The organism is Streptomyces sp. NPDC048603 (assembly GCF_043199475.1).
In the GTDB taxonomy this organism is placed as follows: Bacteria; Actinomycetota; Actinomycetes; order Streptomycetales; family Streptomycetaceae; genus Streptomyces.
The window spans coordinates 131,470-145,192 of the sequence record NZ_JBICVY010000005.1; the positions used below are offsets into that span (position 1 = coordinate 131,470).

The 13,723-nt window shown below is 72.6% G+C and carries 14 protein-coding genes; 8 read left to right on the top strand and 6 right to left on the bottom strand.

Translation table 11 applies throughout. The features are described from left to right. The first annotated feature begins 155 nt into the window (after positions 1-155). Positions 156-347 (top strand): DUF5999 family protein, encoded by a 192-nt coding sequence (locus ACGFQ9_RS13465; RefSeq protein WP_393573896.1) that lies wholly within the window; start codon positions 156-158, stop codon positions 345-347. A 178-nt stretch (positions 348-525) separates the two neighbouring features. On the opposite strand, the gene ACGFQ9_RS13470 is transcribed toward ACGFQ9_RS13465, so the two are convergent. Beyond that, complete coding sequence (locus ACGFQ9_RS13470) at positions 526-2,559, bottom strand: ATP-binding protein (protein ID WP_393573897.1); 2,034 nt, start codon at positions 2,557-2,559, stop codon at positions 526-528. A 149-nt stretch (positions 2,560-2,708) separates the two neighbouring features. Further along, on the bottom strand, positions 2,709-3,671 hold the full coding sequence (locus ACGFQ9_RS13475) for a fibronectin type III domain-containing protein (protein WP_393573898.1): 963 nt from the start codon (positions 3,669-3,671) through the stop codon (positions 2,709-2,711). 263 nt (positions 3,672-3,934) lie between these two features. Here ACGFQ9_RS13475 and ACGFQ9_RS13480 point away from each other — a divergent pair, with 263 nt between their 5' ends. Together ACGFQ9_RS13480 and ACGFQ9_RS13485 are read left to right on the top strand one after the other, a co-directional pair. Next, positions 3,935-4,129, top strand: a complete 195-nt coding sequence (locus ACGFQ9_RS13480; protein WP_393573899.1) for a hypothetical protein — start codon at positions 3,935-3,937, stop codon at positions 4,127-4,129. A gap of 133 nt (positions 4,130-4,262) precedes the next feature. Next, positions 4,263-5,828, top strand: coding sequence for a hypothetical protein (locus tag ACGFQ9_RS13485; protein WP_393573900.1), 1,566 nt, complete (start codon positions 4,263-4,265; stop codon positions 5,826-5,828). Between the two features lie 101 nt (positions 5,829-5,929). Here the strand turns inward: ACGFQ9_RS13485 and ACGFQ9_RS13490 are convergent, their stop codons facing one another. Then, entirely contained in the window at positions 5,930-6,103 is a 174-nt protein-coding gene (locus ACGFQ9_RS13490; RefSeq protein WP_393573901.1) for a CsbD family protein, read from the bottom strand. Positions 6,104-6,221: 118 nt separating this feature from the next. Here ACGFQ9_RS13490 and ACGFQ9_RS13495 point away from each other — a divergent pair, with 118 nt between their 5' ends. Further along, positions 6,222-7,781: an FAD-dependent oxidoreductase gene (locus ACGFQ9_RS13495; protein ID WP_393573902.1), complete on the top strand. Its 1,560-nt coding sequence runs from the start codon at positions 6,222-6,224 to the stop codon at positions 7,779-7,781. Next, on the top strand, positions 7,778-8,056 hold the full coding sequence (locus ACGFQ9_RS13500; protein WP_393573903.1) for a hypothetical protein: 279 nt from the start codon (positions 7,778-7,780) through the stop codon (positions 8,054-8,056). Before ACGFQ9_RS13495 ends, ACGFQ9_RS13500 begins: the two co-directional genes overlap by 4 nt. Before the next feature lie 10 nt (positions 8,057-8,066). Here the strand turns inward: ACGFQ9_RS13500 and ACGFQ9_RS13505 are convergent, their stop codons facing one another. Beyond that, the gene (locus tag ACGFQ9_RS13505) at positions 8,067-8,813 is read right to left on the bottom strand and encodes a DUF72 domain-containing protein (protein ID WP_393574290.1); all 747 of its coding nucleotides are present in this window, start codon (positions 8,811-8,813) and stop codon (positions 8,067-8,069) included. A 152-nt stretch (positions 8,814-8,965) separates the two neighbouring features. Between ACGFQ9_RS13505 and ACGFQ9_RS13510 the strand changes: the two genes are divergently transcribed. Further along, on the top strand, positions 8,966-9,205 hold the full coding sequence (locus tag ACGFQ9_RS13510; RefSeq protein ID WP_393573904.1) for a chaplin: 240 nt from the start codon (positions 8,966-8,968) through the stop codon (positions 9,203-9,205). A gap of 113 nt (positions 9,206-9,318) precedes the next feature. On the opposite strand, the gene ACGFQ9_RS13515 is transcribed toward ACGFQ9_RS13510, so the two are convergent. Continuing rightward, positions 9,319-9,954, bottom strand: a complete 636-nt coding sequence (locus ACGFQ9_RS13515; protein WP_393573905.1) for a hypothetical protein — start codon at positions 9,952-9,954, stop codon at positions 9,319-9,321. A 77-nt stretch (positions 9,955-10,031) separates the two neighbouring features. Beyond that, complete coding sequence (locus ACGFQ9_RS13520) at positions 10,032-10,979, bottom strand: methionyl-tRNA formyltransferase (RefSeq protein WP_393573906.1); 948 nt, start codon at positions 10,977-10,979, stop codon at positions 10,032-10,034. A 230-nt stretch (positions 10,980-11,209) separates the two neighbouring features. Between ACGFQ9_RS13520 and ACGFQ9_RS13525 the strand changes: the two genes are divergently transcribed. Together ACGFQ9_RS13525 and ACGFQ9_RS13530 are read left to right on the top strand one after the other, a co-directional pair. Continuing rightward, entirely contained in the window at positions 11,210-12,568 is a 1,359-nt protein-coding gene (locus ACGFQ9_RS13525; RefSeq protein ID WP_393573907.1) for a lysine N(6)-hydroxylase/L-ornithine N(5)-oxygenase family protein, read from the top strand. 93 nt (positions 12,569-12,661) lie between these two features. Then, on the top strand, positions 12,662-13,708 hold the full coding sequence (locus tag ACGFQ9_RS13530) for an iron-siderophore ABC transporter substrate-binding protein (RefSeq protein WP_393573908.1): 1,047 nt from the start codon (positions 12,662-12,664) through the stop codon (positions 13,706-13,708). The last annotated feature ends 15 nt before the right edge of the window (positions 13,709-13,723 follow it).

The following is a 13,723-nucleotide window of genomic DNA, read 5'->3' on the forward strand; positions in this document are numbered from 1 at the left end:
TGAACGCATCGTAATCGGGCATACGCTGGGTGAACTGGGCCTCGAATACGGGTTCCGTCCCAGGGTGGTGATCGGTAATACTCCTCGCCACCGTGGATGGCGGAAGCGACCGGGTGACCACCGGACCCCCGCCCCACTCAGCGAGGAGGTGCGCAATGTGCTCCCATCAGCCCCCCTGCCCGCCCGCCGAGAGCGCCGACCGGGAAGCCGCCCGCGTTCTGGTGTCCCATCCGGAACAGGGCTGGAGCCTGCTCTGCAACGGTGCCGTGATCTTCGAGGACACCGGCGAGCTGCTCCCTGACGGCCGCACGGTCGCTCCCCACCGCCCGATCCCGGTCCCGGCCTGAACGGGGGCACCATGCGCCAGCAGCTGATCCGCAAGCCCGTGCCGAAGCCGGCCCCGAGAGACCTGGACCTGCGTACCCCGTCGGGCAGAACCCTCCCGTACTGAACGGGAGCCCCGGCAGCAGTTCCGAACAGCAGTACCGAGCAGCAGTACCGGGCGCAGCGCCCACCGGACGGACCTCAGTCGGTGGGCGCCTGCGCACCCCCGCGGAAGGCCGCCTCGTAGGCCTCGTCGCCGATCGAGGCGCGCGCCTGCCGCTCGCCCTCGTCCCGCAGGGCGGCGAGTGAGGGGGACCCCATCTGCGGACGGCCCACCGTCCGCCACCACGCGTGGCTGTTGCCCAGCAGCCGGGCCGCCAGGTCGCCGTCGCCCAGCCCGGCCACGGCCGCCGCCAGCAGGTCCAGCCCCAGCGCGATCCCGAACCGGTCGCCGAGCAGCCGCTTCCCCGCCAGCATCGCCCGGACGTGCCGGGCCGCCTCGCCGTGCTGCCCCAGGCCCAGCGCCGCCACCGCCAGGACGTAGTCCGCGTACGCGCGCATCCAGCGCTCGCCCAGCCGTACGCAGGTCTCCCGCAGGCTCGCGGCCTCCGCCATGGCCTCCTCGAAGCGCCCCAGGGCGCTGAGCGCGTACGAGGTCACCAGCCGGCACAGCAGCCCGCCCGCGCCGTCCGGCCGGCCGCCGAAGGCGGCCCGGGCCGCCGGTCCGGCGATCTCCAGTGCCCGGACCGGGTCTCCGGGCATCAGCAGCGAGGCGCCCAGCAGATAGGCCGCCCGCAGCTCCCGCTCCGGGTCCGCCAGCCGGGCCGCGGCGGCCGTGGCCCGTTCGCCGTACTCCCGGGCCCTGGCCAGGTCGCCGCGCAGCAGACAGACCGCCCCGGCCGCCCAGAGGCCCTGGGCGTACGCCGGCCCGGTCGGCGGGACCGCACGCAGGGCCCGCTCCAGGAACCCCTGCCCCTCGTGCACGTGCCCGCAGCAGAACCAGAGGAACCACAGGGCGCCGGCCATCTCCAGCGCGGCTGCCGGGTCGGTGCCGAGCAGGTGCTCCAGCGCGGCCCGCAGCTCCATGTGGTCGGCGGTCATCCGGCGGTACCAGTCCACCTGGCCGGACCCCATCCAGCCGCGGTCCGCCGCCTGGGCGAGCTGCGCGTACCAGTGGGCGTGCCGGTCCGCGACCGTCCTTCCCTCGCCCAGTTCGGCGAGCCAGTCCTGGCCGTACTCGCGGATGGTGTCGAGCATCCGGTAGCGGGCCCCCACGCCCGGCACCTCGGTGCGCAGCACCACCGACTTGGCGGTCAGGGCGGTGAGCACCGCCTCCACCCGGGCCGCGGGCAGCGGGCCGCCGGAGCAGACCGCCCGGGCGGCCGCCAGGTCGAAGCCGCCGGCGAACACCGACAGCCGGGCCCACAGCAGGCGTTCCAGCGGTTCGCACAGTTCGTGGCTCCAGCCGATGGCCGTGCGCAGCGTCTGGTGCCGGGGCAGCAGCGGAGAGCCGGTGTCGGCCAGCAGCTCGAAGCGGGCTCCCAGGCGCACCGCGATCTGCTCCACGCTCCACAGCCGCAGCCGGGCACCGGCCAGTTCGAGGGCCAGCGGGATCCCGTCCAGGCGGCGGCAGACCTCGGCGGCGACGGCTGCGGTGCCGGGCTCGGCGAAGGCCTCGGCGGCCCGCGGGGTCGCGGCGAGGGCGCGCTCCCGGAACAGCGCCAGGGCGTCGCTGTCCGGCCCGTCGGTGGGCAGCGGGCGGACCTCGACCAGCGTCTCACCGGGGCAGCGGAGCGGCTCGCGGGTGGTGGTCAGGACCGTCAGTCCGGGTGCGGTCTGCAGGAGTTCGCCGACCAGGTGGCGTGCGGCGGGGACCAGGTGCTCGCAGGTGTCGAGCACCACGAGGAGCTCCTTGTCCGCCATCCAGCCGCAGAGTTCCTCGTCGGGCGAACGGCTGGAGTGGACCGCGAGCCCCAGTGCGTGGGCGACGGTGGAGGTCAGCAGCTCCGGGTCGCGCAGCGGGGAGAGCTCCACCCACCAGACGCCGTCACGGAGGGCGGGTCTTCGGCCGGCGGCCAGGGTGCGGACGGCGCGCAGGGCCAGACGCGACTTGCCGACCCCGCCCACTCCGGTCAGGGTGATCAGACGTTGCCGGCGCAACAGGGGGCCGAGCAGTCCGAGTTCGTGCTCACGTCCGATGAAGGTCGCCGTTTCCGGCGGCAGATTTCCCGGCACGTCGGCAGAGTCTGGCTCAAACGCCCTGCCCTCCGGGCCCTGCTGACCGTTGTTGTCCGGGTACTCACCGTGCACGGACGTATTGTGCGCGATCTTCGTCCGGGCGGCAGCATCTTCGTACCGTTCCCGGGGGCCGGCTCCGTGCCGTCTCAGCGGGCCAGTTCGACCCGCCGCTCCGCGGAGAAGGAGCCCCAGGTGCCGTCCGGGAGGCGGGCGCGGATCTTCAGGTGCCACACCGTGCCGGCCGGCTCGGCCACGGTGAGGCGGTGCGCGGCCCGTCCGCCGGGTACCGCGCCGGGCGCGAACTGGATCACCGTGGTCGGCCGTCCGTCCACGTGGAGCTCGTACTCGCGGACCTCGTGCCCGGTGTCGGGCGGGATCCAGCCGAGCTCCACGGCACCCGGCGACGCGGTCGCGGTGAAGTCGCCGGGCACGGTGGGCGGCCCTTCGCCGTCGGCGGGGGCGGTGGTGATCTCGACCGGCGGGCCGTCGGGGGAGGAGTTGTCCGCGCCGTCGCGGGCCCGGACGGTGAAGGTGTACACGGTGTCCGGCCGCAGCCCGGTCAGCCGGGTGCCGGTCTCGGTCGCGGCCGCCGTGTGGATCCGTACGCCGCCCTGGTAGACGTCGTACGCCGTGACCCCGGTGTCGTCCGTGGCCTCGGACCAGGACAGCCGGACGGAGCGGGGGCCGGCCGGGCTGCCGGCGGCCCGTGCCGGGGCCGTCGGGGCCCGCCGGTCGTCGGCCCGTACGGGCGGGGTGGTCACCTCGGCGGTGACGGCGGCCGGGGAGAGGTTTCCGGCCGCGTCCCGGGCCCGGACGGTGAACGCGTAGTGCGTCTGCGGCGCCAGGCCGGTGACGTCCGTCATGTGCTTGTCACCGGGCAGGTCGCGGACCGGCTTCCCGCCCTGGAGCACCTGGTACCCGGTGACTCCGTCCCGCTCGGCGGCCGGATCCCACATCACGTGCACCGAGCCGGCGCTGCCGGCCTGTGCCGTCAGTCCGGCGGGGGCCGGCGGGGGATCGGTGTCGGCCCCGGCGCACGCCGCGGGTCCGAGGGCGGTCGCGGCCAGCAGGAACACGGTGGTGGCGGGCAGCGCGGAGCGTCCTCGCACGGGGTCTCCTCGCCTCGCGCCAACAGGTCTGGACCTTTTATGGCACGGGTGGTGAGGGCCCGACAAGCCCCCCGCCCCAGGTGTGCCCGCTTGTCCTGACCTGCCCGTATTCGCCGGCCACGGCCCCTCCTCCAGGGCGGCCGGAGCGTGATCGTCAAGGGCCGGGGCCCTGTCACGGACCGTCAACACCCGTTCGGCGGACACGTCACGCCCCCGTCCGGCCCTCCCGCTGCGCCACGATGGCGCGGCACAAGGAGGTTGCGATGGTGGTTTCCCTCTCCGTGGTCGTGCTGCTCCTCGTCCTCGCCTGGATCTTCCTGCGCAGCGGCGGCCTGAAGTTTTCCCATGCGCTGGTCTGTGTCTTCCTCGGCTTCTGCCTCGCGGGCACCGGCATGGCCGCGACCCTGCACAGCGGCCTCGCCGCCACCGCCGACGTGGTCGGCAGCCTGAAGCCCTGATGGCTTCTTGATCGTCCATTGCGGGTTCGTGAATCATCCTCACCTTCCATGGACTCCTCCGGTCCTGCGACCTACCGTCGGGCGGCGGCGCGATGTCAGACGCAGTGTCAACAGAGAAACGGAGGACGACCGCATGTTCCGAAGAGCGCTGAACTGCGCTGTGGTGCCGGCCCTGGCCGCGCTCGCGGTCCTGAACGGGGCGCTCCCGGCCCAGGCCGACGAGATACCCCTGGCGCCCGGCCACCGCCTGGTCAGCCACTACGAGGGGAGCCCCGCCACCGCCGCCCCGCTGCCGGGCGAGGCCCCGCCGCAGCACCCGTACCTCGCGCCCAACGGCCGCAGCGGCATGCACTCCGACGCCGCGGGCAGCGCCACCTCGTCATGGTCCGGTCCGCTGGGCCGGAACCCGAAGGTGACCAGCGAGAAGATCGCCGCCCTCGGCGGCGAATGCGCCACCGCCACCTTCGACAAGGGCGGCCGCCTGGTCACCGTGTGCGGCACCTTCACCGGGTTCAAGGTCAAGCTCCTGGACCCGCGCACCCTCGCCACGCTCGCGGAACACCAGCTCCCGCAGCGTTCCTCGACGGTCGAGGCGATCACCTCGCTCGACTTCTCGAAGATCTTCAAGGACACCTCGGGCGGCGCCTACTTCTACCTGGACAACGAGGACCGGGCGGTGCTGGCCGACTCCCGCCAGCACGTCCTGCGGCTCGCGCACTCGCAGAACCCCGACGGCAGCTGGAAGTTCACGGTCGAGAACGACTGGGACCTCACCGGTGTCGTGCCGCACGACTGCGTGAGCTGGACCAACCTGTGGCCCAGCGGTGCCTGTGACCCCGTCACCTCCGTGATGCCGGACTGGGACGGCCGCATCTGGTGGGTCACCCGCCAGGGCCGGGTCGGCACGGTGGACCCGGCGACCGGGACGATCCGTCACATCCGGCTCCAGGGCGAGGAGATCCAGAACTCCTTCTCGGTGGCCGAGGACGGCGTCTCCATCGTCTCCGACCACGCCCTCTACAGCTTCCGCGCCGCTCCCGACGGCACCCCGCAGGTGCAGTGGCGTCAGACCTACGACCGCGGTACGGGAACCAAGCCCGGCTCCGTGAACCAGGGTTCGGGCACCACCCCGGACCTCTTCGGCAACGGCTACGTCGCCATCACCGACAACGCCGACGACCGGATGAACGTCCTCGTGTTCAGGCGCGGCACGGACGTACCGGAGGACAAGCGGCTGGTCTGCAAGGTGCCGGTCTTCGGCTCCGGCGCCTCCACCACCGACAACTCCCTGATCAGCTGGGGCAACAGCCTCGTCGTCGAGAACAACTACGGCTACGAGAACCCGACCAGCCTGCTGTTCGGCAAGAGCGTCGTCGGCGGGGTCTCCCGCATCGACGTCCGCCCCGACGGCAGCGGCTGCGACACGGCCTGGGAGAGCGCGATCCGCTCGCCCTCGACGGTGCCGAAGCTCTCCACCGGCAACGGACTGCTCTACTTCTACGAGAAGGAGCCCAACTTCTGGGGCTTCGACGCCTGGTACCTCACCGCGGTGGACTTCCGCACCGGTGAGCGCCGCTGGCGGCAGCTGACCGGCACCGGCCCGCTGTACGACAACAACTGGGCGCCGATCACCCTCGGCCCGGACGGCACCGCGTACATCGGCGTGTTCAACGGCATCGTCGCGGTCCGCGACAGCTGATCCCCCCGGCGCGACCCCCGGACCGGAAGGTCACGGACGCGCCGTCCGCCCGACCGGGTGCCGGACCCCCGTGCGACGGGGTCCGGCACCGCGGGGCGCGGTTACTTGTTCGACCGCTTCATCCGCTCGTTCATCCGCTCGGCGGACTCCTGGACCTTGCCCGTCATCTGCTCGGCCCGGCCCTCCATCTCCATCCGCTGGTCGTCGGTCATGTCACCGACGGCCTCCTTCATCTTGCCCTTGACCTGCTTGCCCTTCGCCTTGGCCTTGCTCATGACGGATCCTTCCGAGAGGTGTGGGGCTTTTGCCCGGATTTACTCTCTGTCCGGGTCCGCCCGGCCGCAACCCGTGGCACCCGCGCATCCCCGGCCCGGCACGGGGTACCCGCACGGCATGGACGACACGCCGGCGCCGGCCGGGCGCCTCCTCCCGTACTGGCTGGCCACCGCCGACCGGCCGCCGCGGCCGCGCCTCGACGAGGACCTCGACACCGACGTCGTGGTGATCGGGGGCGGCATCGCCGGACTCGCCACCGCCCGGGAGCTGGCCGCCGCGGGCCGGGAGACCGTACTCCTCGAAGCCGACCGGATCCTCTCCGGCACCACCGGGCACACCACCGGCAAACTCACCGCCCTGCACGGTCTGCGCTACGAGCGGCTGTGCCGCACGGTGGGCACCGAGGCCGCGGGCCTGTACGCGGCCGCCCAGCAGGACGCCCTGGAACGGGCCGTGGCCCTCGCCGCCGAGCTCGGCGTGGACTCCTGGTTCGAACGGCTCCCCGCGTACACCTACGTGGCCGACCCCGCCCGGGCCGAGGAGGTCCGCGCCGAGACGGCCGCGGCCCGGAGCGCCGGACTCGACGCCCACTTCGTCACCGAATGCGGCCTGCCCTTCTCCATAGCCGCCGCCGTGCGACTGCCGGACCAGCTGCAGTTCCACCCCGCCGCCTTCCTGACCGGCCTGGCCGCGGCGTTCACCGCCGCCGGCGGACGCATCCACGAGCAGACCCGGATCACCGCACTCCACGAGCACGCCCGGATCCGCCTGGAGACCGCCCACGGCCCCGTCGTACACGCCGCCGAAGCGGTCCTCGCCACCCACTTCCCGCCCTTCGGCCCGATGTCGCTGACGTCCCGGCTCGCCCCCCGCCGGGAACTCGTGATCGCCGCACCCGTTCCCGCGGCGGCCGATCCCCAGGGCATGTACCTCACCCCGGAGGACCGGATCCGCTCGGTCCGCACCGCCCCCTACCCCTCCCCGTCGGGCTTCGCGCAGCGCCTGCTGATCGTGGCCGGGGAGGCGTTCCGGCCGGGCGACCCCGGCACCGCGCAGCGGTGGGACCGGCTGGCGGACTGGGCCCGGGCCCGTTTCCCGGACTTCGGCGCCACCGCCCCCGTACTCCGCTGGGCCGCCCAGGACCTGGACTCCGCCGACGGCATCCCCTTCGTCGGCCACCTCCATCCCGGCACCGAGCACGTGTACGTCGCCACCGGGTTCGGCGGGTGGGGCCTCAGCGGCGGCCTGATGGCCGGCCGGCTGCTGGCCGCGCACGTCCTGGGCGGCCCGCGCCCGGCCTGGACCGAACTGTTCGACCCGCGGCGGCTTCCCCCGGTACGGGAGATCCCGGAGCTGCTCGGCGCGCAGGGCGAGATCGCCGGACACTACCTGGGCGACCGCCTCCACCTGCCCGGCCCCGAGGCCGCCGCGGCCCTGGCGCCCGACACCGCCACCGTCGTCCGCGGGCACGGCCGGCACCCCTGCGCCGTCTACCGCGACGGCTCCGGCACCCTGCACACCCTCGACGCCCGCTGCACCCACAAGGGCTGCCTGGTCGCGTTCGACGAGGCCGAACGGGCCTGGGAGTGCCCCTGCCACGGTTCCCGCTTCGCGACCGACGGCACCGTCCTGCAGGGGCCCGCCACCACCCCCCTGCCTCCCCGGGAGCTCCGATGAGACGCCGGCACCACTTCCACACCGACCACCTCGGGCATTCGGTCAGCGCCACCGTCCAGACCGGCCACACCGTGGTGGTGGAGGTCCTGGTCGACGGGAAGGAGACCGGGCACGCCACCACCCGCAAGGACGTGCCGGTCACCGTCCCGATCGAACTGCCGACCGACCCGCCCACGGCGGCGTCGGTGCTGGCCGCGGTGGGCCCCGGGGGCCCGCACGCCACCTTCACGGCCCCGGACGCCGAGCCCCGCCCGATGGCCGCGCGCCCCTACTGACACCGGGTGATCAGAGGGCGGCCGGGCGCACCGCCCCGCCGGTGAGCCGGGCGAAGTCCAGTGCGTTGCGGACGGCTGCCCCGCCGAGGTCGTTGTTGAAGTACGCGAACACCTCCGCGTCGCCCGGCCAGGCCGCCGCGATCCGGGCCGCCCAGGAGGCCAGCGCCGTCCTGCCGTACGAGGGCCAGGGCGCCGCCCGCCCCTGGTGGAAGCGGACGTACCCCCAGCCGGCCGTACGCCAGAGCGGCCCGACCGGCCGGGACCCGACGTCGGCCCAGCACAGCGCGGCCTTCCGGGCGGTCAGCACCGACCGGACCTCCTCGCTCCACCAGGACGGGTGGCGGAACTCCACCGCCACCCGGGTGTCCGCCGGGAAGCAGCGCAGGCAGTCGTCCAGCGCCCCGGGGGCCGCGCGCAGGGTGGGCGGCAGCTGCAGCAGGACCGGTCCGAGCCGGTCTCCGAGTGCCGAGGCGTGCGCCATCAGCCGGGCCACCGGCTCCTCGGGGTCGTGCAGCCGCTTGATGTGCGTGAGGTAGCGACTGGCCTTGACGGCGATCACGAAGCCCGCCGGGGTGCGGTCCCGCCAGGACGCGAAGGTCTCCGGGGAGGGCAGCCGGTAGAAGGCGTTGTTGCTCTCCAGGGTGGAGAAGTGCCCGGCGTACTCCTCCAGCCACAGCCGGACCGGCAGCCCGGCCGGGTAGAGCACGCCCGACCAGTCCCGGTACTGCCATCCCGAGGTCCCGACCCGTACCGCCACGGTGCTCACACCGCCCTCGCGTACTCGTACTTTCGGGGGAATACGGTGCCCGGACCCCCAAGCCGGGCCGGTCTGCTGCCGAAGAGAGGGTGCGGGCCGTTTCCCGGCCCGGCGGCGCGTCCGCGCCGCTCGATCAGCAGGAGGACTCTCCTATGTCGCGTGTGTACAGGACCGCCGGGCTCGCCCTGGCCGCCGCCGCCCTCGTTCTGGGCGGCTCGGCCACGGCCGTGGCCGACAGCACGGCCGAGGGATACGCCGTGGGCTCGCCGGGCGTGCTCTCGGGCAACCTGGTCCAGATCCCGATCCACGCCCCGATCAACGTCTGCGGCAACAGCATCAACGTCATCGGCCTGGTGAACCCGGCCGCGGGCAACACCTGCGCCAACGTCTGACACCGATCGGTGGGTGTCGTCCCGTACCGCGTGTGGAGGCGCCGTCGGTACGGGACGGCACGGCACACCTGGCGGCTAACCGCCCGGGACGGCTTCAAACCCGTCCCGGCGGGTCAGCCGGTGGCGGTGCCCCGTTCGGGGGAGAGGAGCGGGTCGTCGCGCCGGACCAGCCGGTAGCCGTTCGCGGGACGCGCCGGACGGCCCGTGCGGCGCCCGCCGCGCGGCGGGCGCTTCCCGGACCGGGCCCGCTGGGCCGCCGCCATCAGCGCGCCCACCGCGGGGCTCTCCCGCCGCAGCCGGTCGAAGCCGCGGATGGAGAACCCGGCGAGGGCCGCCGCGGCCGGCCAGGGCGTGCCGTCGCGCATCGCGGCGAGCAGCAGCCGGAGCCTGGCCGGGGTGGGGCCGGCGCCGGGCCGGAGCCCGTGCGCGTCGGCGAGTGCGTGGGCGGCTCCGACGGCCGTGGCGAAGGCCACGTCTAATTCCAGCCATTCGCGCAGCATCCGTTCGGGTACCCCGGCCGCCACCGCGCACGCCGGGAGGTCGAGACCCTGGGCGGCGGCCCGGACGGCGTCCGCCATCCGGGTGACCGTCTCCTCGCGCAGGCTGGGGGACCGGCCCAGGGCCTCCCGCAGGGCCCGGTCCACCTCGCCCGTGGGCTCGACCCGGGCCACCAGGTCGTCGGCCCAGTCCTCCCGGGCGTCCCGGGCGTCCCGGCCGTCCCGGTTGGTGTGCGGCTCGTTCCCGTTCAAGGTTCCCCCGTGCTGTTCCCCGGTGCGTGCCGGCGTCTGCCCTGTTCCCCCGTGGCCGCGGGTCGGCCGGTCGCCGGTCACGGGCGGCTGGTCAGGTATCCGCCCATGGAGGTGAAGTACTCGGCGGCTGGCATCTCGCGGCCGTCCTCGGTGCGGACCCGGGTGAGGGCGAGCCCGTGGTTGCGCCCCGTACGGGCGTCCGCGCCGGCGACGATCACCACGCCGTCGCCCTCGCGGTAGAAGACGCGGCCGGGCGTGCCGCCGTACCTGGCCTCCGAGACCACGGCGGCGAGCACCTCCAGGCGCTTGCCCCGGTGGTACGTGAACGCGGCCGGGTACGGCGCGGACTGGGCGCGGACCAGCCGGGCGAGGTCGGCGGCCGGCCAGTTCCAGTCGATGCGGATGTCCTCCGCGGAGCGCTTGTGGAAGAAGCTCGCTTCGGAGCGGTCCTGCGGGGTGAAGTCGGTGTCGCCGGCCGCGATCCGGTCGAGCGCGCCCACCGTCACCGGGGCGATCAGGTCAACGGTTTTGTGGAACAGGTCGGTTGCCGTGTCGGTGTCGCCGACCGGCACGGCGCGCTGCAACACGATGTCGCCGGCGTCGAGTTCGTCGTTCATCATGTGCGCGGTCACCCCCACCTCCTTCTCGTCGTTGATCAGCGCCCAGATCAGCGGGGAGAAGCCGGCGTACTTCGGCAGCAGCGAGTCGTGCACGTTGAGCGTGCCGTGCCGGGGGAGGCCGAAAATGCGCGGAGGGATCCACGTACGCCAGTTGTTGGCGACGATGATGTCCGGGTCGGCCGCCTTGAGCGCCTCGAACAGCTCCTCGTCGTCCGGGCGGTTGCGGATCATCACCGGGACCCCGTGCTCCGCGGCGAGATCGGCGACCGAGTCGCTCCAGATCTTCTCGTACGCGTGCTCGCTCTTGGGGTGTGTCACGACCATCACGACGTCGTGCTCGGAGTCCAGCAGCGCCCGCAGCGTGCGATGACCCCACGTCTGATAACCGAACATGACAACCCGCATGGGGGGCTCCTCCTCAGGACTGTAGCTGGCCAGGTGTGAGTAAAGCAAGGCTTACCTAAGTTATCAACCTGCCCTGTTTTCAAGGGTGTTCGACAACCAGGTCGAAGCTCCGCTTCCGGTTTCGTGCGTCGACAGGCTTGATTGATCAGGTTAGCCTTGCCTAAATTGTTTGCTCGGTCGCCGTTCTTCCGGCGTGCCCAAAGCGGCTACACCGCACGATTGGGAGTCCCATGTCTCAGGCTCTTGCTGACGACGCACCACTGATCCATGACCTCATCGGAATCGGCTTCGGGCCGTCCAACGTGGCCATGGCGATCGCGCTCAGCGAGCACAACGCCGGCGTCGCGAGGGAAGAGGCGGTCACCGCCCACTTCTTCGAGCGGCAGCCGCAGTTCGGCTGGCACCGGGGAATGCTGATCGACGACGCCACCATGCAGGTGTCCTTCCTCAAGGACCTGGTGACGCTGCGGAACCCGGCGAGCGAGTACAGCTTCCTCTGCTACCTGCAGAGCAGGGGCCGGCTGCTCGACTTCGTCAACCACAAGAACCTCTTCCCGCTGCGGGTCGAGTTCCACGACTACTTCGAGTGGGCGGCTGCCAAGGTCGACGACATGGTGTCCTACGGCTGCGAGGTGGTCGCCGTACGGCCGGTCGTCGAGGACGGCGTCGTGCAGTACCTGGACGTCACCGCCCGTTCCGGCGGGGAACTCGTCACCCACCGAGCCCGCAACCTGGTCGTCGGCACCGGCCTGCGGCCCCGCATGCCCGAGGGCGTCGAGCGCACCGAACGGGTCTGGCACAACTCCGACCTGCTCGCCCGGGTCGGGGAGCTCGAAGGCACCGACCCGGCCCGCTTCATCGTGGTCGGCGCCGGACAGAGCGCCGCCGAGAACGTGGCGTTCCTGCACCGGACCTTCCCCGACGCCGAGGTGTGCGCCGTCTTCTCGCGCTACGGCTACAGCCCCGCGGACGACAGCAGCTTCGCCAACCGGATCTTCGACCCGGCCGCCGTCGACGAGTACTTCACCGCCCCCGAGGAGATCAAGCGCAAGCTGATCGGCTACCACGGGAACACCAACTACTCCGTCGTCGACGTCGACCTGATCGACGACCTGTACCGCGAGGAGTACCGGGAGAAGGTGCTCGGCACCGAACGCCTCCGGTTCCTGAAGGTCTCCCGCCTCACCGATGTCGTGGAGACCCCGGACAAGGTCCGCACTACCGTCGAGTCCCTGGTCACCGGCGAACGCACCCCGCTCGACGCCGACGTCCTGGTCTACGCGACCGGCTACCGCTCCGCCGACGGCCTCGAACTCCTGGGCGGGATCGAGGAGTACTGCCACCGCGACGACCAGGGCCGGGTCCGGGTCGAGCGCGACTACCGCGTCACCACCGATCCCGAACTGCGCTGCGGGATCTACCTGCAGGGCGGCACCGAGCACACGCACGGCATCACCTCGTCCCTGCTCTCGAACACCGCCGTCCGCGTCGGCGAGATCCTCGACTCGATCGTCGGCCGGGTCCGCGTCCCGGCGGGGGCCGGCGCCGCGTCCGAACCCGCCGCGAACGAGATCGGCTCCGCTCTCTAGCCGTCACCCCTCCCCACCTGCCCCGCCCGGTGCCGCCCGGCCCCGGGCCGGTGGCCTGCGCGCCCTGCACAACCCCCGTGAAAGGAAGTCCCCGTGACCGTTCGACCACGCCCCGCGCTGACGAAGTTCGCCGGAGCCGTCCCCCGCGTGGCCCTCGCCGCGGCCGCCGCGCTCGCGCTGACCGCCTGTGGCGGTGGCGACGGCGACAGCGACAAGGCCGGGACCACCGCGTCCGGCGACACGTCGGCGACGTCCGGGGCCTTCCCGGTCACCGTCGAGCACAAGTACGGCAGCACCACCATCTCCGCCGCCCCCAAGAAGGTCGTCACCCTCGGCCTGTCCGACCAGGACGCCGTCCTCGCCCTCGGCGTCACCCCGGTCGGCGCCGTGGACTGGTTCAAGGAGCAGCCGTACGGCAAGTGGCCCTGGGCCAAGGACAAGTGGGGCTCCAAGGCGCCGCAGGTCGTCGGCGAGCGCGACGAGTACAACATGGAGAAGATCGCGGCCCTCAAGCCGGACCTGATCATCGCCCAGTACTCGGGCATGAAGAAGGAGCAGTACGAGACCCTGTCGAAGATCGCCAAGGTGGTGGCGCAGCCCAAGGGCGCCGAGGACTACCAGGCCGACTGGCAGGTCATGACGCGGCAGATCGGCAAGTCGCTCGGCAAGGAGGCCGAGGCCGGCAAGCTCATCGCCGGCATCGACGAGCGCTTCAAGGCCGTCCGCGACAAGCACCCGGAGTGGAAGGGCAAGACCGTCGCGGTCGGCGAGCCCTACGAGCCCGGCAAGTTCTCCGCGTTCTCCCCGAACGACCCCAAGCTGAAGTTCTTCGCCGGCATGGGCTTCGGCACCTCCGAGGGCTACCGCACCGCGCTCGGCAAGGAGAACATCGCCGACCTCAGCTCCGAGCGCCTCGACGTGATGGAGGCCGACCGGACCGTCTGGCTCGGCACCGCCGAGACCGAGCAGGCGATGAAGGCCGACCCGCTGTACGCCAAGACGAAGGTCAGCCAGGAGAAGCGGGACCTGTTCCTGCCCTACAACGACCCCGACATCGGCGCCGCGCTGTCCTTCAACACCGTGCTGAGCATCCCGTACGCCATCGACCAGGTGGTGCCGAAGCTCGAAGCCATCAAGTAGCCCCTCTCCACCCCA